Annotated in this window: 20 protein-coding genes; 8 read left to right on the top strand and 12 right to left on the bottom strand. The window is 66.9% G+C overall.

Annotation, left to right across the window (positions count from 1 at the left end):
- Positions 1-95 precede the first annotated feature (95 nt).
- From AC27VL_RS13470 to AC27VL_RS13460, 3 genes are read right to left on the bottom strand one after another with little or no spacing between them, the layout of a single operon-like run.
- Positions 96-683 carry an O-methyltransferase gene (locus AC27VL_RS13470; RefSeq protein WP_488766889.1) on the bottom strand — a complete coding sequence of 196 codons (588 nt, stop codon included), beginning with the start codon at positions 681-683 and terminating at the stop codon, positions 96-98.
- Positions 680-2335, bottom strand: a complete 1656-nt coding sequence (gene ubiB, locus AC27VL_RS13465) for a ubiquinone biosynthesis regulatory protein kinase UbiB (RefSeq protein WP_100461861.1) — start codon at positions 2333-2335, stop codon at positions 680-682. The genes AC27VL_RS13470 and ubiB overlap by 4 nt, the downstream gene beginning before the upstream one ends.
- Positions 2332-2967 carry a ubiquinone biosynthesis accessory factor UbiJ gene (locus AC27VL_RS13460; RefSeq protein ID WP_100554394.1) on the bottom strand — a complete coding sequence of 212 codons (636 nt, stop codon included), beginning with the start codon at positions 2965-2967 and terminating at the stop codon, positions 2332-2334. The genes ubiB and AC27VL_RS13460 overlap by 4 nt, the downstream gene beginning before the upstream one ends.
- A gap of 402 nt (positions 2968-3369) precedes the next feature.
- On the opposite strand from AC27VL_RS13460, the gene ddlA reads away from it, so the two are divergent.
- Positions 3370-4467, top strand: a complete 1098-nt coding sequence (gene ddlA / locus AC27VL_RS13455) for a D-alanine--D-alanine ligase (protein ID WP_100554393.1) — start codon at positions 3370-3372, stop codon at positions 4465-4467.
- Between the two features lie 85 nt (positions 4468-4552).
- Here ddlA and AC27VL_RS13450 read toward each other — a convergent pair whose 3' ends face one another.
- From AC27VL_RS13450 to oleC, 3 genes are all read right to left on the bottom strand, one after another.
- On the bottom strand, positions 4553-4708 hold the full coding sequence (locus tag AC27VL_RS13450) for a DUF1328 domain-containing protein (RefSeq protein WP_025875842.1): 156 nt from the start codon (positions 4706-4708) through the stop codon (positions 4553-4555).
- Between the two features lie 121 nt (positions 4709-4829).
- Positions 4830-5816 (bottom strand): 2-alkyl-3-oxoalkanoate reductase, encoded by a 987-nt coding sequence (gene oleD, locus AC27VL_RS13445; protein ID WP_100554392.1) that lies wholly within the window; start codon positions 5814-5816, stop codon positions 4830-4832.
- Positions 5813-7471, bottom strand: coding sequence for an olefin beta-lactone synthetase (oleC, locus tag AC27VL_RS13440; RefSeq protein ID WP_100554391.1), 1659 nt, complete (start codon positions 7469-7471; stop codon positions 5813-5815). The genes oleD and oleC overlap by 4 nt, the downstream gene beginning before the upstream one ends.
- 102 nt (positions 7472-7573) lie before the next feature.
- Between oleC and AC27VL_RS13435 the strand changes: the two genes are divergently transcribed.
- Positions 7574-7999 (top strand): YkgJ family cysteine cluster protein, encoded by a 426-nt coding sequence (locus tag AC27VL_RS13435; protein ID WP_004135417.1) that lies wholly within the window; start codon positions 7574-7576, stop codon positions 7997-7999.
- Between the two features lie 145 nt (positions 8000-8144).
- Here the strand turns inward: AC27VL_RS13435 and AC27VL_RS13430 are convergent, their stop codons facing one another.
- The 4 genes from AC27VL_RS13430 to AC27VL_RS13415 form a co-directional block, all read right to left on the bottom strand.
- A complete protein-coding gene (locus tag AC27VL_RS13430; protein WP_488766884.1) occupies positions 8145-9035 on the bottom strand; it encodes an alpha/beta fold hydrolase in 891 nt (296 codons plus the stop codon).
- A gap of 141 nt (positions 9036-9176) precedes the next feature.
- Entirely contained in the window at positions 9177-10193 is a 1017-nt protein-coding gene (locus AC27VL_RS13425; RefSeq protein ID WP_100554389.1) for a 3-oxoacyl-ACP synthase III, read from the bottom strand.
- Between the two features lie 102 nt (positions 10194-10295).
- Complete coding sequence (locus tag AC27VL_RS13420; RefSeq protein WP_025875855.1) at positions 10296-10613, bottom strand: DUF4156 domain-containing protein; 318 nt, start codon at positions 10611-10613, stop codon at positions 10296-10298.
- 197 nt (positions 10614-10810) lie between these two features.
- The gene (locus AC27VL_RS13415; RefSeq protein ID WP_313251986.1) at positions 10811-13660 is read right to left on the bottom strand and encodes a M16 family metallopeptidase; all 2850 of its coding nucleotides are present in this window, start codon (positions 13658-13660) and stop codon (positions 10811-10813) included.
- Between the two features lie 404 nt (positions 13661-14064).
- Between AC27VL_RS13415 and AC27VL_RS13410 the strand changes: the two genes are divergently transcribed.
- Both AC27VL_RS13410 and AC27VL_RS13405 read left to right on the top strand, forming a co-directional pair.
- Positions 14065-14541 carry an XAC0231 family protein gene (locus tag AC27VL_RS13410; protein ID WP_488766881.1) on the top strand — a complete coding sequence of 159 codons (477 nt, stop codon included), beginning with the start codon at positions 14065-14067 and terminating at the stop codon, positions 14539-14541.
- A 70-nt stretch (positions 14542-14611) separates the two neighbouring features.
- The gene (locus AC27VL_RS13405) at positions 14612-15091 is read left to right on the top strand and encodes a tRNA (cytidine(34)-2'-O)-methyltransferase (protein ID WP_100461853.1); all 480 of its coding nucleotides are present in this window, start codon (positions 14612-14614) and stop codon (positions 15089-15091) included.
- 118 nt (positions 15092-15209) lie between these two features.
- Here the strand turns inward: AC27VL_RS13405 and AC27VL_RS13400 are convergent, their stop codons facing one another.
- A complete protein-coding gene (locus AC27VL_RS13400) occupies positions 15210-16373 on the bottom strand; it encodes an acyl-CoA dehydrogenase family protein (RefSeq protein WP_428706132.1) in 1164 nt (387 codons plus the stop codon).
- Positions 16374-16676: 303 nt separating this feature from the next.
- On the opposite strand from AC27VL_RS13400, the gene AC27VL_RS13395 reads away from it, so the two are divergent.
- Positions 16677-18353 (top strand): electron transfer flavoprotein-ubiquinone oxidoreductase, encoded by a 1677-nt coding sequence (locus AC27VL_RS13395; RefSeq protein WP_488766879.1) that lies wholly within the window; start codon positions 16677-16679, stop codon positions 18351-18353.
- Between the two features lie 65 nt (positions 18354-18418).
- Positions 18419-18820, top strand: coding sequence for a c-type cytochrome (locus AC27VL_RS13390; protein ID WP_488766877.1), 402 nt, complete (start codon positions 18419-18421; stop codon positions 18818-18820).
- Here AC27VL_RS13390 and AC27VL_RS13385 read toward each other — a convergent pair.
- Positions 18814-22428 carry an ATP-binding protein gene (locus AC27VL_RS13385; protein ID WP_488766875.1) on the bottom strand — a complete coding sequence of 1205 codons (3615 nt, stop codon included), beginning with the start codon at positions 22426-22428 and terminating at the stop codon, positions 18814-18816. The genes AC27VL_RS13390 and AC27VL_RS13385 overlap by 7 nt on opposite strands.
- 75 nt (positions 22429-22503) lie before the next feature.
- Between AC27VL_RS13385 and AC27VL_RS13380 the strand changes: the two genes are divergently transcribed.
- Both AC27VL_RS13380 and AC27VL_RS13375 read left to right on the top strand, forming a co-directional pair.
- On the top strand, positions 22504-23142 hold the full coding sequence (locus AC27VL_RS13380) for a response regulator (protein WP_100554383.1): 639 nt from the start codon (positions 22504-22506) through the stop codon (positions 23140-23142).
- Between the two features lie 203 nt (positions 23143-23345).
- Positions 23346-24281, top strand: a complete 936-nt coding sequence (locus AC27VL_RS13375) for a hypothetical protein (RefSeq protein ID WP_191078487.1) — start codon at positions 23346-23348, stop codon at positions 24279-24281.
- The last annotated feature ends 46 nt before the right edge of the window (positions 24282-24327 follow it).

Genomic DNA, 24327 nt, shown 5'->3' with positions numbered 1-24327 from the left:
GGCCTTTTGCTCCCCCCCTGGGTTCCTCTCCCCCCCCCCCCCCCCCCCCACTACCGGAGCAGACCAGCGACCGGCGTTGCCGGGGCGACGCCCGGTCAGGCGTTGCGCAGCGCCAGCAGTTCGCCATTGCCCACCGGCACCAGGCTGGTGGTGAACGCCGCGTCGGCGGCCAGCAGGGCGCGCAGCGGCTCCATCTCAGCGGCATGCGAGGTGGCGTTGTCGACCACCAGCAGACCGCCGGGGCGCAGTACACGGCGCAGCTGCGGCCACCAGCCTGCGTACTGCCCGCGATCCGAATCCAGGAACAGCAGGTCGATGCAGCCATCGGCCGCCTGCGCCAGCCACTGCCCGGCATCACCTTGGACCTGTTCGATGCGCTCACCCAATCCACTGCGCGCGAAATTCGCACGGGCCATCGCCACCTTGTCGGCGGCGAACTCCAGCGTGGTCACCCTGCCATCAATGGCAGCGGCGGCCTCGGCCAGCCACAGCGTGGAATAGCCATTGGACGTGCCGATCTCCAGCACGCGACGGGCATTGCCGAACCGCACCAGCACCGACAGCAGTTCACCGGTGTCGGCAGTGATGTTGAGCATGCGCCGGCCACGATCGGTTTCGCGCGCATCGTTGTCACTGCCAAACTGCGCCAGCTCGTGTTTGAGCGCGCTCAGCGCATCACTCATCGCCACCACGCACGCGCCAGTGCGAACACGCCGACGGTACCGGACACCCAGCTCCATGCCGGCACGTCGCCCCAGTACCAGCCCGGCGGCTGCAGCACGTACATCAATGCGGCAATCGCCAGTAGACCAACGCCAGTGATCGCTCCGACCGCGCGCTTCTGCAGCCGCTGCAGGCTGGCATCGAGCGCAACCAAGTCGCGCGAACGCATCGCCAGTTCATGCCGGCCTTCCACCTGCTGGGTCAGCCAGGCATGCACCAGGCGAGGCATGTCCGGCGCATGGGTCATGATTTCCGGCAGGCGCTTGCCGATCTCGCGCACCACGCGGCGCGGGCTGTAGCGCTCGCGCAGGATCTTCGCCAGCACCGGCTTGGCCACCGCCCAGATGTCGATCTGCGGATCGAGCTGGCGGCCGACGCCTTCGATGTTGAGCAGGGTCTTCTGCAGCAGGATCAGCTGCGGCTGCAGGGTCAGCTGGTAACGCTGGGCCACGCGGAACAGCTTCATCAGCACTTCGGCCAGCGAGATCTGCGACAGCGGGCGGGTGAAGTACGGCTCGCACACCGAGCGCACCGCCGCTTCCAGATCATCGATGCGCACGTTGTCGGGCATCCAGCGCGCCTGCACGTGCAGTTCGGCGATGCGGCGGTAGTCGCGGTTGAAGATGGCCATGAAATTCTCGGCCAGGTAGTACTGATCTTCCTGCGAGAGCTGGCCCATGATGCCGAAGTCCAGCGCGATGAAGCGCGGGTTGTCGCGGCGCATCGGATCGATGTCGACCCAGATGTTGCCGGCGTGCGCGTCGGCATGGAAGAAGTTGTCGCGGAACACCTGGGTGTAGAACACCCGCACCCCCTTGGCGGCCAGCGCCTTGCGGTCGATGCCGGCCTTGTCCAGTGCCGCGATGTCATCGGAGGGAATGCCCCATACGCGCTCCAGGGTCAGCGCGCGCTCGGCGGTATGGCTCCAGATCACTTCCGGCACGTACAGGTCGTCGGAGTTCTCCCAGAAACGGCGCAGCACGCTGGCGTTGGCGCCTTCGCGCTGCAGGTCCAGCTCGGCGGCCAAGGTGTTTTCGACCTCGGCCACCACTTCGCGCGGACGGATCTTGTCGGCACGCGGATGGGTGCGCTCGACCAGCGTTGCCAGCGAGTTGAGCAGGGCGATGTCGGCGTCGATCTGCTTCTCGATGCCCGGGCGCAGCACCTTGACCACCACCTGGCGGCCATCGGCCAGGGTGGCCGCGTGTACCTGCGCGATCGACGCCGAGGCCAGCGGTTCGGTATCGAAACTGGCGAAGGCTTCGCTGACCGGCAGGCCGAGCGCTTCCTCGACGATGCGGCGCGCGGCGTCGCCGTCGAAGGGCTTGACCCGGTCCTGCAGCAGGGTCAGCTCATTGGCCACATCCGGCGGCACCAGATCGCGGCGGGTCGACAGGATCTGCCCGAACTTGACGAAGATCGGTCCCAGGTCCTGCAGCGCCAGGCGCAGGCGCGCACCGCGCGACTGTGCGGCGATGTCGGCCGAAGCGCGCGGCACGAACGGCTTGGCCAGGCGCAGCCAGCGCTCTGCAGGCGTGTCCTGCAGCAGGTCGTCAAGGCGGTAACGCAGGATCACCCGGCCGATGCGGCTGGCCCGCAGCAGCGCCTTCATGCGGCACCCCGCAGGCGCTGCACGCGTGCGCCGAGGCGCTCGACATCATCGCGCAGTACGTCCACGTCGTCGTGGAAGGCATCCAGTTCGGCACGTGGCACCACGTCGCGCGATTCCTCGGTGATGAATTCAGCGGCACTGTGGGCCAGGTCGATCGCGCCCTGGCGGGCGTGCTGCAGGGCACTGCGCAGGGTGTTGGCCACCTGCACGCCCAGCACTTCACCGAACACGCTGACGAACGGCTGCTGCCAGTCCGGATCGAAGCCCTTGGCCAGTTGCTGCAGGCGGCGCGCCAGCTCGGCATCGCCGGCCACGCGCACGCGGCCCTTGCCGTTGTCAGCACCTTGGCGGGCGCGCGCCAGCAGCGGCAGCTGCGCCAGCACACCGGCCAGGCTGCTGCGCACGGCCAGGTCGGCTTCCTGCGCATCCACCGGGCCCACCCGCAACTGGGTGCCGTCGACGCTGATGCGCATCGCCAGCGGCGGTGCGTCCAGGGTCAGGTCGATGTGGCGACCGTCGAGGCTGGCCAGTGCATGGCGGGTATCCGGATCCAGCGCCAGCGCGCGGTTCAGGGCGATCTGCAGAGCGCGGCCAGCGACCGGCTTGAGGGACTTGAGCAGGGAAAGAGCCATGTGCGCATTCTACCTGCGTGGGTGGTGAGCTTGGGCCGGGCTGCCGCCCGGCACCCGCAGATGCAAGGTCAACGTCAGAAGCAGTCTGCTGAGGGAGTCGGGGTGGGAGGGGCAGGCGGGACACGCCGTAAACCCATCCATGGGGGCTCGTAGGCGCCATCCATGGCGCCTGCGGTCCCGCCTGCCCCTCCCACCCCGACTTCGACAGTTCCCTGCGACCTGTCGGAACGGCACGGGGTCGGCTGCTGCTGTTGGTGGGTGTCGACCTTGGTCGACACGGTAGATCCAGGCCATGCGTGGATGACACGCGCGACTGGATTTCTGGTTCATCTGTGCCTCACGCGGAAGGCCGATGAAGGTTCATGCTATGCAGCCACGCAACGCACAGGACATCGCACTTCCATGGCACGGACCCGGGTTGGCATCATCTTCGGTGGCAGGTCTTCCGAACACGAAGTTTCGCTGCAGTCGGCGAAGAACATTCTCGATGCGCTGGATCGGGAGCGCTTCGAGCCGGTGCTGGTCGGCATCGACAAGCAGGGCCAGTGGCACCTCAGCCAGCCGGATACCTTCCTGCTCAATGCGGATGATCCGGCGCGCATCGCCCTGCATGCTTCCGGTACTGCGTTGGCGGTGCTGCCCGGCACCGAGCAGGCGCAGCTGCAACCGACCGATGCGGGCAGCGCGCTGGGGCAGATCGATGTGGTGTTGCCGATCGTGCACGGCCCGCTGGGCGAGGACGGTGCGCTGCAGGGGCTGCTGCGCATGGCCAACCTGCCCTTCGTCGGTTCGCCGGTGCTGGGCTCGGCGGTGGCCATGGACAAGGACGTGACCAAGCGCCTGCTGCGTGATGCGGGCCTGCAGGTGGCGCCCTGGGTGTGCATCCGTCGCCATGAAGCCGATGCGGTCGATGTCGCGGCACTGATCGAAGCGCTTGGCCTGCCGCTGTTCGTCAAGCCGGCCAACCAGGGCTCATCGGTGGGCGTGAGCAAGGTCAAGGATGCAGAGGGTTTCGCCGAGGCATTGCAGACCGCGCTGCGCTACGACCATAAGGTACTGGTGGAATCGGCCGTGGTCGGCCGCGAGATCGAATGTGCGGTGCTCGGCAACGAGCGGCCGCAGGCCAGCGTCTGTGGCGAGGTTGTACTGCACGACGAGTTCTACGCCTACGACACCAAGTACATCAACGAAGACGGTGCTGAAGTGGTGGTGCCGGCCGCAATCGATGCGGCAACGCAGGCACGTATCCAGCAGATCGCGTTGCAGGCCTATCAAGCGCTGGAGTGCGCTGGCATGGCGCGGGTCGATGTGTTCCTCGCCGCCGATGGCCAGATCGTCATCAACGAAGTGAACACCCTGCCCGGCTTCACCCGCATCAGCATGTATCCGAAGCTGTGGGGTGCCAGTGGCGTGGACTACACCACGCTGATCACGCGATTGATCGAACTGGCGCTGCAACGGCACGAAGCCGATCGCGGATTGCATAGCGCGGTGCGTTGACCGCGCTTCGGTAGTGCCAGCCGCTGGCCGGCAACCCCGGGTTGTCGAGGTTGCCGGCCAGCGGCCGGCACTACCATTCAAGCGGTCATGTGCGCTTGCGGAACATCGAGATCACGGCCAGCACCAGGAACACCACGAACAGGATCCAGGCAATGTTGCTGGCGGCACCGGCAATGCCGGAGAAGCCGAGCACGGCGGCGATGATGGCGATGACAAAGAAGATGACGGCGTAATGCAGCATGGTGCTCCTCGCAGGTGGTCGGCCGTGGGTGGCGTTGTGTCCATCCTGCGCATCTGCCGGTGTGCAACCGGTGATGGCGATCTCTGCGCGTAATGAAGGCTTCAGCGCGGTGATGCCGCCGTCATGATGCCGCCTTCAGCCGTCGCAGTCCTTCTTCGATGCTGACCTGCGGCACGTAGCCGAAATCACGACGTGCCGGCTCCATGCTGTACCAGTGCGGCGTGCACAGCTGCTCGGCCAGGAAGCGCGTCAGCGGCGGCTCGCCACGCAGGCGCAGCAGCGGCCACAGCCGCTCGCAGATCGCGCCGATGCGATACGCGGTCTTGAAGCTGATCGCCTTCTCCACGGTTGGAGCGCCCACCGCCTGCAGCAGCTTGTTGACCAGCTCGCGCATCGGCAGCGGCTCGCCATTGGAAATGAAGTACGCCTTGCCGGCGCACGCAGCACCCGGTGCCAGTGCCTCGAAGGCAAGGAAATGCGCCAGCGCGGCGTTGTCGATGTAGGTGGTATCGACCTTGTTGTTGCCGTCGCCCACCAGGCGCAGGCGGCCAGCGCGTGCACGCTCGGCCAGGCGCGGCACCAGCTGCTGGTCACCCGGGCCCCAGATCAACCGCGGGCGCAACGCCACCGTCGCCAGCGTGGCGTCATTGGCAGCCAGCACCCGCTGTTCGGCAATCGCCTTGGTCGCCGCATACGGCGCCTGGAAGTCCTCGCCATAGGGCACGTCGTCCGCACCCAGTCCTTCCACCGGGTGCGTGGCGCGATGGGTCACGCTGGGCGTTGAGGTGTAGACCAGCTTGCCGATGCCATGGGCGCGGCAGGCCGCGATGACATTGTCGGTGCCGACCACGTTGGCCTGGTGATAGCTGTCATAGCTGCCCCAGGCGCCGGCCTTGGCACCGTTGTGGAACACCGCATCGACGCCGGCCACCGCATGCAGCACCGCCTGCGGGTCGGCCAGGTCGCCGCGGATCTGGCCCACACCCAGCGCCTGCAGTTCCGGGTAATGGCTGCGGTTGAACGCCAGCACCTGGTGGCCACGTTCGACCAGGCCTCGGCACAGCGCCTGGCCAAGGAAACCACCACCACCGGTGACCAGGATCTTCATGCGCGCTTCTCCAGTTCGGCGCGTGCCCAGACGGCGAGCTTCTCGCGGCCGATCTTGGCGTTGTGACGGATATCGACGGGGAACGCCGGATGCATCAGCACGTGTTCCAGCTTCATCTCGGGCAGACGCGCAGCGGCCGTGGCATGCAGCGCCTCGCGCAAGGCAGGGCTGTCGGACTGGCCACGCTGCAGCTCCACGCACAGCACCGGCACCTGCGCACCGGCTGCGCCGACGCCGACCAGCGCCGTGCGTGCCACCCCGGCCACGGTGTTGAACACCGGCTCGACCTGTTCGGTGTACATCGGCCCGTGCGCGGTTTCCACGCGATGGGTCTTGCGGCCACAGAACCACAGCCGCCCCTGCGCATCGAAGTAGCCGACATCGCCCATGCGATGCACGATGCGGACGCTGCCATCGGCCAGGGTTTCGCTGATCTTCGCCGCTGCCGTCGCCTGCGGGCGGTTGAAATAACTGTCGGTGGCGGTCGGCCCGGCCACGGTGATCTCACCGACTTCGCCCACGGCCAGCACGCGCGCCTGCGACCAGTCCGGCAGCGGCGCGTCGTCGATGGCGATGATGCGCACTTCGTTCGGTGCGACCACACTGCCGACGCAGGTGCCGGCGCCGCCCTCGGTGGCTGCACGCGTACGCTCCAGCTCGCGCCCCTCGACCACTGCCACCGGCAGGCACTCGGTGGCGCCATACGGTGTCCAGAACTGGGCATCGGCCGGCAGCAGGCTGCGGATGGTGGCGACCACGTCCGGCGGCACCGGTGCACCGGCGGAGGTCACCCGGGTCACCGACGGCAGCGGCCGCCCGTGCCGTGCCAGCACCCGCATCAACGCAGGCGAGCCGAACAGCTGGGTCACGCCGAAACGCTGGATGGCGTCATGCAGGCGCGCCGGGTCGGCCTGTGCCGGCCGGGTCGGGTCCATGTCCGGAATCACCGAGGTCAGGCCAAGCGCGGGATCGAACAGCGCAAACGGCGGGAAGGTCGGCAGATCCACCCCGCCCGCCTCCATGCCGAAGGCGCTGCCCAGCAGCTCGATCTGGCCGACGAAGTGGCGGTGGCGGTAGACCACGCCCTTGGGCACGCCGGTGGAGCCACTGGTGAACAGGATTGCCGCGGTGTCCTCGCCATCGGTGTCGGCCAGCATCGCGCCGCTGTTGGCGCCGGCACGCTCCAGTGCGGCCAGGGTGGTGCCACCCCAGCCGAGCCGACGGCCCACCGTGACCAGACGGGTCGCCGAGGGCGCCCAGCGCAGCGCCAGCCGCGCCACGTGGGCCAGCGGGATGCCGATGAAGGCCTGTGGCTGAGCCTCGTCCAGGCACTGCTTCAGCGCGCGCTTGTCGATGCCCGGATCGACCAGCACCGGCACCGCGCCCAGCTTGAACAGGGCGAACATCAACAGGAAGAACTCCGGCGACGGCCGCACCATGACCACCGTACGCACCCCGCGGCCGATCCCGTAGCCGGCCAAGCCGGCCGCCATCGCGTCGCTGCGGGCGTCCAGCTGGCGGTAATCCAGGGTCACGTCGTAGGCCGCCATGCCGTTGCCGGCGCCGCGGCGGCCGGGGCAGCGGATGGCGATCTGGTCGGGGCGTTCACGCGCCAGCTCGGGCAGCCGCGCGGCGATATTGCAGGATCGGTTCATCCGTTCATTGTCGCCGCTTACGGAATTTCTTGCGCGGCGGCCGCCAGCGTGGAAAATCCGCATCCTCGTCCCTTCCCCGATGCCGCCCGAGGCGGCTTGCCCATGCAACATCCCTGCATGACCTGCGGCGCCTGCTGCACCCAGTACCGCGTGGCCTTCCACTGGATGGAATCGGACGAGGTCACCCCCGGCGGCGTGCCGCACCAGCTCACCGAGGTCCTCGACCCGCATCGCCTGTGCATGCGCGGCACCCATTCCAAGCCGGTGCGCTGCGTGGCGCTGGACGCGCAGATCGGCGTCTATTCGCGCTGCACGATCCACCCCAACCGGCCGAGCGTGTGCCGCGAAGTGGATGCGTCATGGGAGTACGGCAAGGCCAGCCCGCAGTGCGACAAGGCCCGTATCGCCTATGGCCTGGATCCGCTGACCCTGGCCGACTGGCGCTGGCGCGATGAAGCAGGCAACGACGACGACCACCCGGACGACAACGGCAACAGCCCCTCGCCACAGGCCCCGATCGCGGCATGACAGGCGGGGTCGGATCCGTTTCCGGTACGGGAACGGCTCTGACCCCGGATACAACAACGCCGGGCATGGCCCGGCGCTACCGAAGGGATCCGTAACAGATGGGGTCAGAGCCCTCTCTACGAGAGGGATCCGACCCCGGATCCGATCAGATCGGGTTCTTGTCCAGGAACGCGCGGATCTCCGGCACCAGCACTTCATGCCTGTCTTCCAGCACGTAGTGGCCGGCATCCTCGAAGGCATGTACCTGCGCCTTCGGCAACGCCGCCTGGAAGCCCTTCAGGAAGTGGTGGTCGAACACGAAGTCGCGCAGGCCCCAGCCGAGGAAGGCCGGCCGATCGGCGAAGGACGGCAGCGCCTTGCCGGCGCGCTCCAGCAGTGACCACGCCTTGTCGGCCGGCGACAGCGGGATGTCCTGCATGAAGCGGATGGTGCTGATGCGGTTGGCGTAGCTGTTGTACGGCGACACATAGGCGCGGCGCACGTCGGCCGGCATCTTCCGCTCCACGCCCAGCCACGACGCGCCGGAGGAGAACGCATTGAAGGTGCGGATGATCCACTCGCCGATCTTCCAGTGCCGCCCCAGCGCGATCTGCCACGGCATCTTCTTCGCCGCCGGCATCGGGAACGCGGCGGTGTTGAGCACCACCAGGCGCTTGACCTGATCGTGGTGCGACAGCGCCCAGCCGAAGCCGATCATGCCGCCCCAGTCGTGCACGGCCAGGGTCACCGGGCCGGTGATGCCCAGATGCTTCAGCAGCGCATCCAGATCATCCACGCGCGACTGCAGCGTGTACTCGTAGCGGCTGTCGTCGGGCTTGTCCGACAGGCCCATGCCGATATGGTCCGGCACGATGCAGCGATACCTGTCCGACAGGCCGGCCACCAGCGTGCGCCAGTAATAGCTCCACGACGGGTTGCCGTGCACCATCACCACCACCTCGCCGTCGCGCGGGCCTTCGTCGAGATAGTTCATCGACAGGCCGGGGCGAACCTCGAAACGCTGCGGGTGGGCGGGGTAACCGGGAAGATCGCGCATGCGGAGCACCTTGGAAGAATCGCGGCGCAGTGTAGAGCCGAGCCGATGCTCGGCTGCTCTCCGGTCAGGCCGCGGAAGAACCGCGCTGCGCGCGTGAGCCGAGCGTGGGCTCGGCTCTACAGGGAGTCTGGCAGAAGGGTCTTACCAGACCACTTCGGCCATCGAGCAGTTCAGGCCCGAGCCGATGCCCAGAAGCGCGATGCGATCGCCCTTCTTCAGCTTGCCCAGCTGCTTGAGCTTGCTCAGCACGATCGGCACCGAGGCCGGACCGATGTTGCCGTGCTCGCCGAAGATGGTCATGACCTTCTTCGGGTCGATGCCGAAATTCTTGATGAACGCAGCGGTGTGCGGCTGGCTGACCTGGTGGATGACGAACTGGTCCAGCTCTTCCACTGCCCAGCCCAGTGCGATCTTGGCGGCGGCGAAGGTCTTCTGGGCCAGCTTGATGCCCTCGATCAGCAGCATGCGGGTGTCGGTGACCATGCGGTCCAGGTTGCCCAGGCACAGCTGGTTCCACTCGGTGGCCGAACGGGTCACGCCACCCTTGTAGCGCGGTGCGTCGGGCACCAGCTCCGAACGGGCCATCACCATCGCAGCCGCACCGGAACCGGTGGTCAGCGCCGCCAGCTCATTGCGGAAGTCGTCGGCGGTGACGTCCGGCGCGGTCATCCGCTCCAGGGTCTTTTCGTACACCAGGTTGGCGGTCTCGCCATCCACCACCAGCGCGTAGTCGATCTCACCGCGCTCGAGCATGCGCGCAGCGATGTCCATGCCGTTGATGAAAGCGAGGCAGGCATTGGCGACGTCGAAGGTCATGCATTCGTCGCTGACACCGAGGTTGCCGGACACGATGGACGCGGTGGACGGCTCCAGGTAGTCACGGCTGACCGAGGTGTTGATCAACAGGCCCACCTGCGTCGCATCGATGCCTGCGTCTTCCAGTGCCTTGCGGCCGGCCATGGTGGCCGCGTCGGACGCCAGCACGCCGTTGTCCCACAGGCGGCGTGCGTGGATGCCGGCGATGTCACCGAGGACATCGGTACGGATACCAAGGCGATCCAGCGTCGGCTGCAGCCGTTCGTTGATTTCCTTGGTCGTCAGCGTGTGCGGCGCATCAACGTGAGCCAGGCCGGCAATCGAGACATTCTTGAAGAGCATCGAGGTTAGCGCCAAGGCTCAGGCAAAGGGGGCGCTATTCTATAACCCCCCGGGCCTTCACCGCATCTTTACGAATTCAGCCTTGGCCGTATGGTGAAGGATTCAGCGCGGCGGGCACTGGAAAGCAGCGAAGCGCTGGCTGCCATCGGCCGGGGCCGCAGCGGCCTGCACGGCGTTGGCGCCGGTGGTCGGGGCTTCATTGCGGGCCAGGGTTTCCAGCTCTTCCTGCACGCGCAGCGGGTTGCGGTTGTAGAAGCCGACCTTGCTCTTCACGGTCACCACCACTTCGCCCTTGGAGATGCACCCGGCCGGTACCGGGCCTGCCGGCAGCACGCGGGTCGCCTTGCCGGCCGGTTCGATCGGCACCCAGGTGCAGGCGGTGACGGTGAGCAACAGGGACGACAGCAGCAGAACGCGCATGGGCAGGATCCTGGAAGGGAATGTCAGGAGTGTGCCTGAACCGTCTGAATCAGGGATAGCCGGAGCGGGGCTGCGGTAGCGCCGGGCCATGCCCGGCGGTTCTTCGAAGACGTCCAGATGCCGCGCTACGCGCTCGCCGGGCATGGCCCGGCGCTACCCGCAGGAGGCCTGCCCGCTAGAGCGGGCAGGCCTGTCCCTTATTTCTTGACCGGGTTGCCTTCGGCATCAATCACGGTCACTTCGCCCAGGTTCAAGGCGCGCACGGCCGCTTCGGTCTGCTTGAGGTCACCCACCACCACCCAGGTCAGCGCCTGTGGCTTGATCTCCGCCGCCGCCTGCTGCACCTGTGCCGGGGTCATCGCTTCGATCTCGGCCTTGCGGCGCAGCACGTAGTCATCCGGACGCTTGAACTGCACGATGGTGCCGATGGTCGCGGCCACCGCGCTGGCGGTCTCGTAGGCACCGGGCAGGCTCAGGGTCTGGATGTTGCGGATGCGCGCCACTTCAGCGTCGGTCGCCGGCTTGCTGCCGTTGGCGAACTCGGCGATCTCCTTGCGCATTTCGGCCATGGCCGGGCCGGTCTTGTCGATCTGCACCGGTGCCATCGCCATCCACGGGCGCTGGCCCACGGTGTTGCTGGCGCTGGTGCGGGCACCGTAGGACCAGTGCTTGTCCTCGCGCAGGTTCATGTTCAGGCGCGAGGTGAAGTCGCCACCAATCACACCGTTGGCGATGTCGAAGCGGGTCGAGCTAGCGTCGCTGGACGGCGGCACGACCTGGCCGGCGAACAGGTTGGCCTGCACCGCGCCCGGCTGGTCGATCAGGAACACGCGCGGGCTCTTCGGCAGTGCCACGGCGGTGGTGGCCTTGATCGTCGGCGCATCACCGGTGGCCTTCCAGTCGCCCAGCTGCTTGTCCAGCAGCGGCACGATCTCGGCCAGGGTGGTGTCGCCGACCACGATCAGGGTGCCGTCCTGCGGACGCAGCCAGTCGCGGTGGAAGTCGACCAGGTCCTCGCGACCCAGGCTGCTGATCGCCGCTTCATCACCGCTGCCGGTGAACGGAATCGCGTAGGGGTGGCCCTTGCCGTACAGCAGCGGCGGCAGCACGCGCATCGCCACCGCACCCGGATTGACCTTCTCCTGCTGGATGCCGGCGATCCAGGTCGCCTTGACCCGGTCGATCTCGCTCTGCTCGAAGCGCGGCTCGCGCAGCAGGCTGGCATACAGCGCCAGCGACGGCACCAGGTTCTCCTTCAGCGCGGACAGTTCAACGTCCACCGAATCCAGGCCGGCGGAAGCATCCAGGTCCGCACCCAGCGCATCGGCCGCATCGGCGAAGGCCAGCGAACCCAGCTTGCCGGCGCCTTCGGTCATCAGGCTCATGGTGAAGTTGGCGGTGCCCGGCTTGCGGCCCTGGTCAGCGGTGAAGCCGCCCGGGAACTGGTAGCTGAACTGCACCACCGGAATTTCATGGCGCTCGGCCAGCACCACCTGGGTGCCGTTCTTCAGCGTGGCGCGCTGCAGTGCCGGGAACTTCAACTGCGGGAACTCGCGGGTCTGCGGCACGCCGGCCTTGCGGTCCACCTGCTCGGGCAGGGTGCTGTACTTGCTGTCCACCGCCGGCACGTTGAACGGCTTCGGCGCCTGCGACGGATCTTCCTTCAGCGCAACGCGTTCACCCGGCTCGACCACCAGGGTGTGGCTGCCCTTGTCCAGCCACTGCGCGCCCAGGCGCTTGAGGTCGGCAGCGGTGGCCTTGTCGATGTTGGCCAGCGAGGTGCGGAAGCAACCCGGGTCGCCGGTGTACACCGTGCATTCGGCCAGCGCGTCGGCCTTGCCGCCGAAGCCGCCGATGCGCTCGATACCGCGGATGAAACCGGCACGGGAGCCGGTCTTGGCGCGTGCCAGTTCTTCGGCGGTCGGGCCCTCCTTGAGCAGGCGCTCGATTTCCTCATCGATGATCTTTTCGACCTTGGCCGGATCCTGGCCCTGCTTCACCGTGGCCATCACCATGAAGTTGGAACCCAGCTGCGAGGCGTAGGCGCCGGCGCTGATGTTGTCCACCAGCTTGTCCTGGTGCTGCAGGCGCTGGCTCAGGCGCGAAGACTTGGCGCCGCCGAGCACATAGGCCAGCAGCTGCAGCTGGTCGACGTCGGTGGTGCCAACCTGGGCCACGTTCCAGGCGCGGTAGATGCGCGCCTGCGGCACCTTGTCGGTCATCACCTCGCGGGTGTCGGCCGGGCGCTTGGCAACGTCGACCTTCGGCTGCGCCATCGTCGGGCCAGCCGGGATGCTGCCGAAGTACTTGGCGGCCTTTTCCTTTGCCGTGGCCAGATCGATGTCACCGGCCAGCACCAGCACTGCGTTGTTCGGGCCATACCAGGTGCGGAACCAGGTCTTGACGTCATCCAGCGAGGCGGCGTTGAGATCGTTCATCGAGCCGATCACGCTGTGGTGGTACGGATGGCCCACCGGGTACAGCGCGCGGTTGAGCTGTTCCCACACCTGGCCATAGGGCTGGTTCTCGCCCTGGCGCTTCTCGTTCTGCACCACGCCACGCTGCTCATCCAGCGCGGCCTGGTCGATCGCGCCAACCAGATGGCCCATGCGGTCCGATTCCATCCACAGCGCCATGTCCAGCGCGGTGGTCGGCACGTTCTCGAAGTAATTGGTGCGGTCGGTATTGGTGGTGCCGTTCTGGCCGGTGGCGCCCACCTGCTTGAAGGGCTCGAAGTACTCGCCGTCGTGGTTCTCGCTGCTCTGGAACATCAGGTGTTCAAACAGATGCGCGAAGCCGGTACGGCCGGCGGGCTCGTCCTTGCTGCCGACGTGGTACCAGATGTTGACCGCGACGATCGGTGCCTTGCGATCGGTATGCACCACCACCCGCAGGCCGTTGGGCAGGGTGAACTGCTCGAACGGGATGTCGACCTTGCTGGTCGCGGCCGGCTTGGCCGCCAGCGCGTAGGTCGGCGCGAGCGTGCCGAGAGCAGTACTGAGAGCAACAGCGAGCAGCGCGGCGCGCGGGCGCAGGGTGAGCGACATATCCGGGTCCTTGGTCACATAGGTGAATCCCGATCCTAGCGCGGGCGTGCGGCCACCGGTATCGGCCACCAGTCACTGGGGGTGATCGGCCACATCGGCCATCGCGATCGGCTTTTCGGGGTCACGAACGGCGGTGATTCACGTCCGGACAGTGTCCGCGGCACCCCGAATGGACAGGTGTCCGCCCAGCGGACACTTTTCACACCACATAAAACCCTTATGAATCAATGAGTAAAAGTTGGCACGGGGATTGCTTTGTCTTTCCTGCGCCAGCAAGGGCTTCAGACAAAACCTGACTGAAGACTGAACAAAAGCAGGAAATCGAAAATTCCGCTTGCATCCCCAGAACTGGTGTTCTACCTTACTACCACACCACTGCCCACCAACACTAAACAGGCCCCGTCATGAACGCCAAGACCATTGCCATCGCCATCGCCCTGATCGCCGGCACCGCGGTTGTTTCGTCGGTGCAGGCCTCCGAATCCATCAAGACCCTGTCCACCGTGCAGGTCCGCCCGGCCGCCGACCAGCTGGTCCAGCAGGCTTGGGAACAGGCCAGCGGCATCCGCACCCTGGCCACCGTTGAAGTGCGCCCGAGCAGCGACCAGCTGGCCGAGCGCGACGGCTTCATCGCCACCCCGGTCGCCGCCGTGCTGCCGATCACCACCCTGGCCTCGGTTGAAGTGCGCCCGAGCCTGGAACAGCGTGTCGCCCTGGCTGCCGAGCAGGAAGCCCAGCGCTACGCCGCCACCCTGGCCGCCGCCGCCACCAGCGTCGCCAACCAGGTGATCGTCAACCTGCCGGCCCTGCAGGTGCGTCCGAGCGCCGCCCAGCTGCAGGCCTTCGCTGCCGAAACCGCCCAGGTCCTGCTGCGCCCGTAAGCGACGTCCGCCCTGCCCATCGCAGGGCGTGCGTCGTAAAGGCGGCGGCCGTCGCAGGTACACTGCGCCGATGAATGCCGCGCCCCAGTTCCACGTGATCCTGTTCCAACCGGAAATCCCGCCCAACACGGGCAATGTGATCCGGCTCTGCGCCAACACCGGCGCGCAGCTGCACCTGGTCGAGCCGCTCGGCTTCGCACTGGAAGACAAGCAGCTCAAGCGCGCCGGCCTGGACTACCACGAGTACTCGCGCCTGCAGGTGCATCCCGACCTGGACACTGCGCTGGCGCGGATCGCACCGAAGCGGTTGTTCGCCCTGAGTACGCGTGCCAGCGTCCGCTATGACAGCGTGGCGTTCGAAGACGGTGATGCCTTCCTGTTCGGCCCGGAAAGTCGTGGCCTGCCGCAGGACGTGCTCGATGCCCTGCCCGATGGTCGCCGCCTGCGCCTGCCGATGCGGCCGGACAACCGCAGCCTCAATCTTTCCAACACCGTTGCGGTGGTGATGTACGAGGCGTGGCGCCAGCACGGGTTTGCCGGCGGCCAGTAGATCCACGCCCCGCGTGGATGATCGTCTGGTAGATGCCGACCTTGGTCGGCACGGGAGCGCCAACCAAGGTTGGCGACTACCGCCATCCCGGTAGATCCACGCCATGCGTGGATCGCTTTCAGAACGCGTTGATGCCGGTCAGCTCGCGGCCGATCACCAGCTGGTGCACGGTCTCGGTGCCTTCATAGGTGATCACCGACTCCAGGTTCAGCGCATGGCGGATCGCCACGTGCTCGGTGGTGATGCCGGCGCCACCCAGCAGATCGCGACACTCGCGGGCGATGTCGATCGCCATGCGGCAGTTGTTCCACTTGGCCAGGCTGACCTGCTGCGGCTGCACCTGCCCGGCCTCCTTCAGTCGGCCGAGCTGCAGCGCCAGCAGCTGCGCCATGGTGATGCGCCGGGCCATCTCGGCCAGCTTGATCTGCGCGCTCTGCGTGGCGGCCAACGGACGGCCGAACAGCACGCGCTCCTTGGCATAGCCCAGCGCTTCGTCCAGGCAGGCGATGGCCGAGCCGATCGGGCCCCAGCTGATGCCGAAACGCGCCTGGGTCAGGCAGCCCAGCGGCCCCTTCAGCCCCTTCACGTTCGGCAGGCGGTGGCTGTCGGGCACGCGCACGTCGTCGAAGAACAGCGCGCCGGTCAGCGACGCGCGCAGGCTCATCTTGTGCTTGATTTCCTGGGTGGTGAAACCGGGCATGCCCTTCTCCAGCACGAAGCCCTGGATGCCGTCTTCGGTCTGCGCCCAGATGATGGCCAGGTCGGCCACCGGGCCGCTGGTGATCCACATCTTGCTGCCGCTGATGCGCCAGTCGCTGCCGTCGCGCACCGCGCGGGTCTTCATGCTGGCCGGGTCGGAACCACCATGCGCCTCGGTCAGGCCGAAGCAACCGATCAGTTCGCCGCGCGCCATCGCCGGCAGCCACTGCCGGCGCTGTTCTTCACTGCCGTACGCGTAGATGGGATACATGCACAGCGAGCTCTGCACCGACACGAAGCTGCGCAGGCCCGAATCGCCGCGCTCGAGCTCCTGGCAGATCAGCCCGTAACTGACCGCGCCAAGGTCGCCGCCGCCGTACTCTGCCGGCAGCGTGGCGCCGAGCAGACCCAGCGAAGCGATCTCCGGCACCAGTTCCGACGGGAACCGCGCCTGGTCGAAGGCATCGCCGATGATCGGCAGCACGCGCTCGTTGGTGAAGCGGGCCACGCTCTCCTGTACCGCGCGCTCTTCCTCGCTGAGCAGGGAACGGACATCGAACAGGTCGTACGGATCCAAAGCCATGGCACTCACACGCAGACGGGACCTGGCCATTGTCGGTCATCCGGGTGGGTTTGGTGTGCCGGTAGAGGCCGACCCTGGTGGGCGCTGGGGTTTCAGTGGACGCCAACCAAGGTTGGCGGCTACCGAAGCCACGCACGCTGCATTGCAGCAATCGCGGTGTGAACATCGGCGATCTAGCTCGATCACGCGCAGCCCGGTACCCTGACAACATTCAAACAACCGTTTCGCCCGTGGCTGCACGCGCGATTCCCAGGCAACCGCCGGTGGCCCCGATGCCGGCACTACCCACGAGTCATGCAATCGATGAGTGCTGAAGCCAACGCCCTGCCCCCGCGTGAAGTCATGGAATTCGACGTGGTCATCGTCGGTGCCGGCCCGGCCGGCCTGGCCACCGCGATCCGTCTGCGCCAACGCGCGATCGAAGCCGGTCGTGAACTGTCGGTCTGTGTGCTGGAGAAGGGTTCCGAGCCCGGCGCGCACGTGCTGTCCGGTGCGGTGATGGACCCGCGCGCGCTGACCGAACTGTTCCCGGACTGGGCCGAGCGCGGCGCACCGCTGAAGCAGAAGGTCACCCGCGACGAGTTCCTGTTCCTCAGCGAGACCGGCGCGCGCACCACCCCGCACGCGCTGCTGCCCGAGTGCTTCCACAACGAAGGCAACTACATCATCAGCCTGGGCGAGGTCACCCGCTGGCTGGCGCAGCAGGCCGAAGCGCTGGAAGTGGCGATCTTCCCGGGCTTCGCCGCCGCCGAAGTGCTGTACGGCGATGATGGCGCAGTGATCGGCGTCGCCACCGGCGACATGGGCATCGAAAAGGACGGCAGCATCGGCCCGGCGTTCGAACGCGGCATGGCGCTGCAGGCGAAGTACACGATCTTCGCCGAAGGCGCGCGCGGCCACCTCGGCCGCCAGCTGATCAGCCGTTTCAAGCTGGACGAAGGCAAGGATCCGCAGGCCTACGGCATCGGCATCAAGGAACTGTGGCAGATCGACCCGGCCAAGCATGAGCCGGGCCTGGTGGTGCACGCTGCCGGCTGGCCGTTGGACACCGATACTTACGGCGGTGCGTTCCTGTACCACGCCGACGGCGGCAAGGTCGCCATCGGCTACGTGGTCGGCCTGGATTACAAGAACCCGTGGCTGAGCCCGTTCGAGGAGTTCCAGCGCTTCAAGACCCATCCGTCGATCCGCAAGCATCTGGAAGGCGGCACCCGCATCGGCTACGGCGCGCGTGCGATCACCGCCGGCGGGCTGATGTCGCTGCCGAAGACCGTGTTCCCCGGCGGTGCACTGGTCGGCTGCGAGGCCGGCTACCTCAACGTCAGCCGCATCAAGGGCAGCCACGCGGCGATCAAGACCGGCATGCTGTGCGCCGATGCCGCCTTCGACGCGCTGGTGTCCGATCGCCAGCACGACGAACTCAGCGCCTACCCGGCCGCCTTTGAAACCAGCTGGCTGCACGACGAACTGAAGCTGTCGAAGAACTTCAAGCAGTGGTTCAAGAAGGGCCAGACCGTGGCCACGCTGATGACCGGCATCGAGCAGTGGCTGCTGCCGAAGCTGGGCGTGCGCAATCCGCCGTGGACCCTGCGCCACAGCATTCCGGACCATGCCTGCCTGGAGCCGGCTTCGAAGCACGCGCGCATTGCCTATCCCAAGCCCGATGGCGTGCTGACCTTCGACCGCCTCAGCTCGGTGTTCCTCAGCAGCACCAACCACGACGAGAACCAGCCCAGCCACCTGACATTGAAGGATGCGAGCATCCCGGTGAAGGTGAATCTGGCCGAGTACGCTGGCCCGGAAGCACGCTACTGCCCGGCGGGTGTGTACGAATTCGTCGGCGACGGCAACGATGCGCGGCTGCAGATCAACGCGCAGAACTGCGTGCACTGCAAGACCTGCGACATCAAGGACCCGACCCAGAACATCGTCTGGGTGACCCCGCAGGGCGGCGGCGGACCGAACTACTCCGGCATGTGACCGGTGATGGGGCTGCGACCGCCGGTCGCAGCTCCACGTGGCGTGCGACCGTTATCCTGCCCGCCATGCGCGCCTTTCATCTGCTTCTTGTTGTTGCCATGACCCTGGCCGCCAGCGCGTGCCAGCGCCAACCGGCTGTGCCCAGCACGCCGGAACAGGCACGCCAGCAGGCGATGCAGCAGGCGTTCGAACTGTGTGCCGGCTGCCACACCGTCAAGGCCGGCGGCATCCACCGCTTCGGACCCAACCTGCATGGGGTGATCGGCCGTCGTGCGGGCAGCCTGCCCGACTACGGATACTCGCAGGCCATGCGCCGCGCCGACATCGTGTGGAGTGCTCAGACCCTGGACACCTTCCTGCAGTCGCCCACCCATCTGGTGCCCGGCACGCGCATGTACAACGCGTTCCCGAGCGCGGAGCGTCGCGCGCTGGTGATCGCCTACCTGCAGGAACACGCAGCTCAGTGAGCCATGCGCTGCAGCTGGTGCTGCAGATGCTCCACGAACTGTCCGGCATCAGCGATCGCCGCTGCGATCTCGGCATCACCTGCGGCCTGCAACCGTTCCACCAGCACGTTGGCGCGATCGGCCAGGCCCCGTGCACCCACCGCGCCCAGCGCACCGGCCTGCCGGTGCAGATGCAGCGCGGCCGTCACCCGGTCGCCTTCCTGCAGCGCGCGCTGCAGGGTCGCGATGTCCTCGTTGCTGGCCTTGATCATGCTGTCGTGCAGCTGCTGGGCGATCTCGCGCGAACCGAAGCGCCGCTGCAGGGTCGCCAGGTCGGGCAGGCCCTCGTCGCCATCGGGTTCATCGTCGCTGTCCACTGCAGTCTGGTCATCCTCCACACCGTCCGCGCGCGGCAGCCAGCTCAGCAGCGCCTGTCGCAGCGTCGCCAACGACAACGGCTTGGCCAGCACGTCATCCATGCCGGCTTCGCGGCAGCGGCGTGCGTCGTCGTCAAGCACGCTGGCGGTCAGCGCCAGTACCGGCATCCGCGGCTGGCCGTTGCGCCCCTCGCGCTCGCGCAGCAGGCGGGTGAAGCCGAATCCATCCAACACCGGCATGCGGCAATCGGTGATGACCAGATCGAAGGATTCCGATTCCTCCGCCAGCCGGTCCAGGGCCTGCTGCCCGTCATCGACCAGCACATGCGGCACACCCAGCTGCTGCAGGCGCCAGGCCATCATCGCCTGGTTGGTGGGATGGTCTTCAATGACCATCACCCGTGCCTGGCGCAGATCAGGGGGCAGCAACGCGATCTGCTGATGCTCGGCCTGCAGCGCCATCACATCCTCGCTGCGCGCCTCCACCAGCGACAGCAGCACTTCCACCCGCGTCCCTTCGCCCAGCGTGCTTTCCAGCTTCATTTCGCCGTCCATCTTCTGCACCAAGCGCCGGCAGATGCTCAGGCCCAGCCCGGCACCACCATGGTCGCGCTGGATGTACGCGCCGGCCTGGGTGAAGGGTTCGAACAGGGTCGGCAACTGCTCCGGCGCAATGCCGATGCCGGTATCGGTGACACTCAGGCGCAGCGGCTGGCTGCCATCCTCCGCAGTGGGTCCCAGCACCTCCAGCTGCAGCCGCACCGAGCCCTTCACGGTGAACTTGATGGCATTGCTGACCAGGTTGAACACGATCTGTCGAAAACGCACGCCATCCACTTCATGGGCCTGGGCCAGCTGTTCGTCGATGTCCAGCTGCAGGTCCAGGCCGCGCGCCGTGGCCTGCGGCAACAACAATCGATGCACCCCTTCCAGCAGGGGCCGCACCGGCAGCGGTACCGGCTCCAGTCGCAGCGCGCCCGCTTCCATCCGCGAATAGTCGAGGATGTCGTCCAGGATCTGCCGCAGCATCTGCGCCGAGTCTTCGATCACGCCGAGGATGCGTTGCTGTTCGGCGTCCAACGGCGAATGCGCCAGCACTTCCAGCATGCCCAGCACACCACTCATCGGCGTGCGGATTTCATGGCTCATGGTAGCCAGGAAGCGCGACTTCGCTGCTGCCGCCTGTTCGGCTTCGACCATTGCCGCCGCCAGCGCGTCGGCCTGCGCGCGCGCCTGGCTCACGTCCACCCAGTAACCACTCCAGGTCACCGCGCCCGCTTCGGTTGAATACGGATGGGCCTGGCTGCGCACCCAGCAGGGCACGCCTCCGTCACGATGGATACGGAACTCGAAGGAAAGCGGCGCGAAATTGCGCGCCGCCAGTTCCATCGCACGCAACACCTTTTCACGGTCATCGGCATCGATGCACGCCAGCAACGCCTGCCCATCCGCTTCCGCCTGCTGCCGGCTGATGCCGAACATCGACTGCACATCGCCGGCAATGAAGGGAAAGCTCAAGGTGCCGTCCGCTTCGCGGCGGGCCTGGTAGACGATGGCAGGCAGGTTGTCGGTCACCTCGGCCAGGCGCTGCTCCAGCTCACGGCGGCCGGCCACTTCGCGGCGCAACCGCCAGTGCCCCAACCCGTGCACCGCCACCGCGGTGGCCAGCACCAGCAGCAGGGGAAGGCCCCAACGCAGGAGCGTGCGCCAGTCCACCCCATCGCGATATTCCACCGCCAGCCAATCGCCGCGCAGGGCCTCGCGCTGGCGTGGCCCCATCTGCAGCAGCAGGCGGTCGAAGGTGGTGGCCAAGGCCGCATGGCGGCGCTCCACCGCCAGCGCCAGCTGGTCGTTGAACCCGGCTGGCGCAGCCAGTTGCAGGCGCCCCGGAAAGCGGTTGCGCAGCAGCTGGTCGACCAGCGCCAGGTTGCCAACGTAGGCATCGGCCTCGCCATCCGCAAGACGTTGCAGGGCCTGCTCGGCACTGCGCGCGGCGACGATCTTCACCGACGGCGCCTGCTGCTGCACGTAGCCGCGGATGCGCTCCGGATCGGACAGCAGCACGCGTTTGCCGTCCAGGTCCGACAAGCCCAGCATCGACGGACCATCCGTGCGGGTGACGATCACGTTGGGCACGGTGATGAAGGGCTGGCTGAACACCCATTCCGGCCCCAGATAGCGCGAATCGGAAGGAATGCCGATCACCGCCTGCAGTTCCCCGCGACGCGCCTTCTCGCGCACCTCGTACCAGTCATGGCTGTTTTCAACCTGCAGGTTGGCGCCGGCCTGCAGCAGGCGCTGCAGGTATTCATTGGTCAGGCCACTGGGCTTGCCATTCCTGTCGGCGAACGACAGCGGTGCGGCGTTGGGCGCAAAGCCGATCTTCAATGGCTGCTGCAGCACGCGTTTCTCGGCCTGGCTCAACGCCAGCTGCGCCGACGCCGACCACTGCGGCGGTGGCAGCCAGCGCTGCGCGAGGGTGTCGCGCTGAGCTTCGCTGACAGCGGCAAGCGCCAGATCCAGTGCTTCGGACAACGGTTGTTTGCTGTTGGGCACACCGAAATGCAACTGCTCCGGGGGCAGATCGCTGGGCCGCAGCAACACCACACCCTTCAACTTGGCGGCGGCGATCAGTTCCGTTGCCACGTAGGCGTTACCGATGAAAATGTCGGCTTTGTCGTCTCTGACCATGTTCAAGGCGGTCAGCGTGTTGTCTGCGACAAGTTGTCGTGCCCTTGGGAATCGCGCACGCACCTGCGGCCCGGTCATGAAGTCCTGCTCGACCACAACGCGCAGGCCATCCAGATCGGGTGCCTCCGAAGCACGCAGGTCCTGAGGACGCCCGACCATGGCCAGCGGTGCTTCGACATAGGCGGCGGTGTAGACCATGCAACGGGTGCGCTCGGCGCTGAGCGCGATGTTCATTACCACGTCGATCTCGCCGCGACATGCCGCATCCAGCACCGAGGGCCAGTCTGCAAAGCGGCGCGTCTCCACCTTCAGTCCAAGCTGACGGGCCGAAAGCGTCAGGTAGTCCGGGCCGAGGCCCACCTGCTTCCCGTCCTGGATCGACTCAAAAGGAGGCCAGCCACTGTCATACTGTCCAACAACGACAACAGGATGTGCGGCCAGGTATTCGCGCTGCAGGGGACTGAGCGGCAACGGTCCCGGCGCGGACGCGGACTGGGCCAGCGCCGGCAGAGCCAGCAGGGTCGTCAACAGGATCAGTCCACGAGCCGCCCAGCTGCGCATCTGCAACGATCTCCTGGAAGTCCTGCCAAGGACCGCGATAGTCGCGGTCCGGCGTGCCGGTGGCCATACTAGAGCATGACCTTGCGCATCATCATCGCAGACGATCACCCCGTGGTCCGCATCGGTACCCGCGCCGTCATCGAGTCCAGCGGCGTTGGCAAAGTCGTTGGCGAGGCCGACAACGCCCAGGCGCTGATGACCCTGCTGACCACCCAGCCCTGCGACCTGCTGGTCACCGACTATTCGATGCCCGGCAGCCCCCAGGCCGATGGCTTCGCCATGATCGGCATGATCCGCCGCCGCCATCCCGACCTGCCGGTGCTCATGCTCAGCGTTTCCAACAACCTGGCGATCCTGCGCATGGTGCTCGACAGCGGCGTGCTCGGCCTGGTCGACAAGAGTTCGTCGATGGATGAACTGCCGCAGGCGATCCAGGCGGTCTATCGCGGCCAGTCCTACATCAGCCGCAGCCTGCGTGAGCGGGTGGAGGAAGCCGGCAGCTGGCGCATGCGCGAGGGCGATGGCAAGCCGTTGTCACCGCGCGAAGTGGAGGTGCTGCGCCTGCTCGGCACCGGCATGACGGTGAAGGAAATCTCGCTGCAGCTGCACAAGAGCGTCAGCACCATCAGCCGTCAGAAGGGCGATGCCATGCTCAAGTTGGGGCTGAAGGGCGACGCGGAACTGTTCGACTACCTGCGCGACGGCAGGATCTGAGACACCGTTCACAGCTCTTTGGGGGAGCCTCCCCCTGCCCCCCTGTGATCATCGTCGCATCTGTGCCATCATCGGCCCTGATGGGTTTTCCTATGCGAGGTCGAAGGAATCGACCGGCTCATCACGACGTTCCCCCTCATTGAGGGTGGGGCGTGTTCTGCGTTGGCCTTCCTGCCCGACGCCCGCAAACCATGGAGAGGTGCATGAAGATCCTTCCGGAATCCCGCTTGGCCCGTGTCCGCCCACGTCTGTGTGCGACGTTCGCCGGCCTGCTCGTTGCGTTGCTTGCCAGCGCCTGCACCCCCTCGACTTCGACCGCGTCACCACAGGGCGCCACCGCGCCACGACAGGATGTTGCCCCGATGCAGAGCTCCGCCACACCCGCCACCACGGCCACCGCCACGCCCCCCGATGCCGGCAGCGTGCTGTATTTCATCTACGACGTCGACGGCGATGGCGCCGTTTCGTATGAAGTAGCCAATGGCAGTGTCGCCACCTTCTGGTTCGGCCATGCCTTCGAAGTGGCCGGCACCCGCTATTACACCGGCTTTGCCTGGAACACGCCGCAGAAGTACGGCAAGCCCGGCGAGGACGACGTCGGTCCGGACAGCCAGGTCACCCTGACTGAGGCCACCTTCACCCTGACCGGCGACAAGCCGGATCGGCCGTGGGTGTTCAAGGGCGCCGAACCGTGGATCGGCACCGTCGGCGCCAACGGCACCGCGCCGGACATCGACAGCAAGCGCAAGCCGCTGGAGTACCGCACCCCGGCCGGCAAGCTGGTACTGGCGGTGCCGACCAGCACCTTCGCCACCGGCACCAGCATCGAAAGCTACGCCGTGCTGGTGTTCAACCCGGACTACGAGAAATCCGAAGACGGCCAGGTCTGGGCAAGCCTGGGCACGGTGATCACCGGCGAAGACAATTCGGCCGCCTGCGACGACGGTCAGGTGATGCCGTGCGTCAGCAACCAGGGCGTTCTGGCCTTCAACGCCGTCGCCGGCAGCGACCTGCCCACCATCAGTGTCACCGCCACCGGCACCACCATTTCCGGCCCGGGCCAGACCCGTGCGCTGGGTGCGGCCGATGCACGCCAGTACCACTACGACGCCGCCCGCAAGGCCTACGTCGAAAAGTAAGACGCACCACCCCGCAGCACCTGTTGACCGACATGTTGAAGACTCA

It is taken from the genome of Stenotrophomonas sp. 14P6.2.3 (assembly GCF_057799055.1).
The sequence above is the reverse complement of the archived record's forward strand: the minus strand, read 5'-3'. Positions and strand labels throughout refer to the sequence as shown.

Coding starts and splice junctions, on each gene's coding strand:
- AC27VL_RS13470 (WP_488766889.1), bottom strand. CDS start 683: ATGAGTGATGCGCTGAGCGCGCTCAAACACGAGCTGGCGCAGTTTGGC.
- ubiB (WP_100461861.1), bottom strand. CDS start 2,335: ATGAAGGCGCTGCTGCGGGCCAGCCGCATCGGCCGGGTGATCCTGCGT.
- AC27VL_RS13460 (WP_100554394.1), bottom strand. CDS start 2,967: ATGGCTCTTTCCCTGCTCAAGTCCCTCAAGCCGGTCGCTGGCCGCGCT.
- ddlA (WP_100554393.1), top strand. CDS start 3,370: ATGGCACGGACCCGGGTTGGCATCATCTTCGGTGGCAGGTCTTCCGAA.
- AC27VL_RS13450 (WP_025875842.1), bottom strand. CDS start 4,708: ATGCTGCATTACGCCGTCATCTTCTTTGTCATCGCCATCATCGCCGCC.
- oleD (WP_100554392.1), bottom strand. CDS start 5,816: ATGAAGATCCTGGTCACCGGTGGTGGTGGTTTCCTTGGCCAGGCGCTG.
- oleC (WP_100554391.1), bottom strand. CDS start 7,471: ATGAACCGATCCTGCAATATCGCCGCGCGGCTGCCCGAGCTGGCGCGT.
- AC27VL_RS13435 (WP_004135417.1), top strand. CDS start 7,574: ATGCAACATCCCTGCATGACCTGCGGCGCCTGCTGCACCCAGTACCGC.
- AC27VL_RS13430 (WP_488766884.1), bottom strand. CDS start 9,035: ATGCGCGATCTTCCCGGTTACCCCGCCCACCCGCAGCGTTTCGAGGTT.
- AC27VL_RS13425 (WP_100554389.1), bottom strand. CDS start 10,193: ATGCTCTTCAAGAATGTCTCGATTGCCGGCCTGGCTCACGTTGATGCG.
- AC27VL_RS13420 (WP_025875855.1), bottom strand. CDS start 10,613: ATGCGCGTTCTGCTGCTGTCGTCCCTGTTGCTCACCGTCACCGCCTGC.
- AC27VL_RS13415 (WP_313251986.1), bottom strand. CDS start 13,660: ATGTCGCTCACCCTGCGCCCGCGCGCCGCGCTGCTCGCTGTTGCTCTC.
- AC27VL_RS13410 (WP_488766881.1), top strand. CDS start 14,065: ATGAACGCCAAGACCATTGCCATCGCCATCGCCCTGATCGCCGGCACC.
- AC27VL_RS13405 (WP_100461853.1), top strand. CDS start 14,612: ATGAATGCCGCGCCCCAGTTCCACGTGATCCTGTTCCAACCGGAAATC.
- AC27VL_RS13400 (WP_428706132.1), bottom strand. CDS start 16,373: ATGGCTTTGGATCCGTACGACCTGTTCGATGTCCGTTCCCTGCTCAGC.
- AC27VL_RS13395 (WP_488766879.1), top strand. CDS start 16,677: ATGAGTGCTGAAGCCAACGCCCTGCCCCCGCGTGAAGTCATGGAATTC.
- AC27VL_RS13390 (WP_488766877.1), top strand. CDS start 18,419: ATGCGCGCCTTTCATCTGCTTCTTGTTGTTGCCATGACCCTGGCCGCC.
- AC27VL_RS13385 (WP_488766875.1), bottom strand. CDS start 22,428: ATGCGCAGCTGGGCGGCTCGTGGACTGATCCTGTTGACGACCCTGCTG.
- AC27VL_RS13380 (WP_100554383.1), top strand. CDS start 22,504: ATGACCTTGCGCATCATCATCGCAGACGATCACCCCGTGGTCCGCATC.
- AC27VL_RS13375 (WP_191078487.1), top strand. CDS start 23,346: ATGAAGATCCTTCCGGAATCCCGCTTGGCCCGTGTCCGCCCACGTCTG.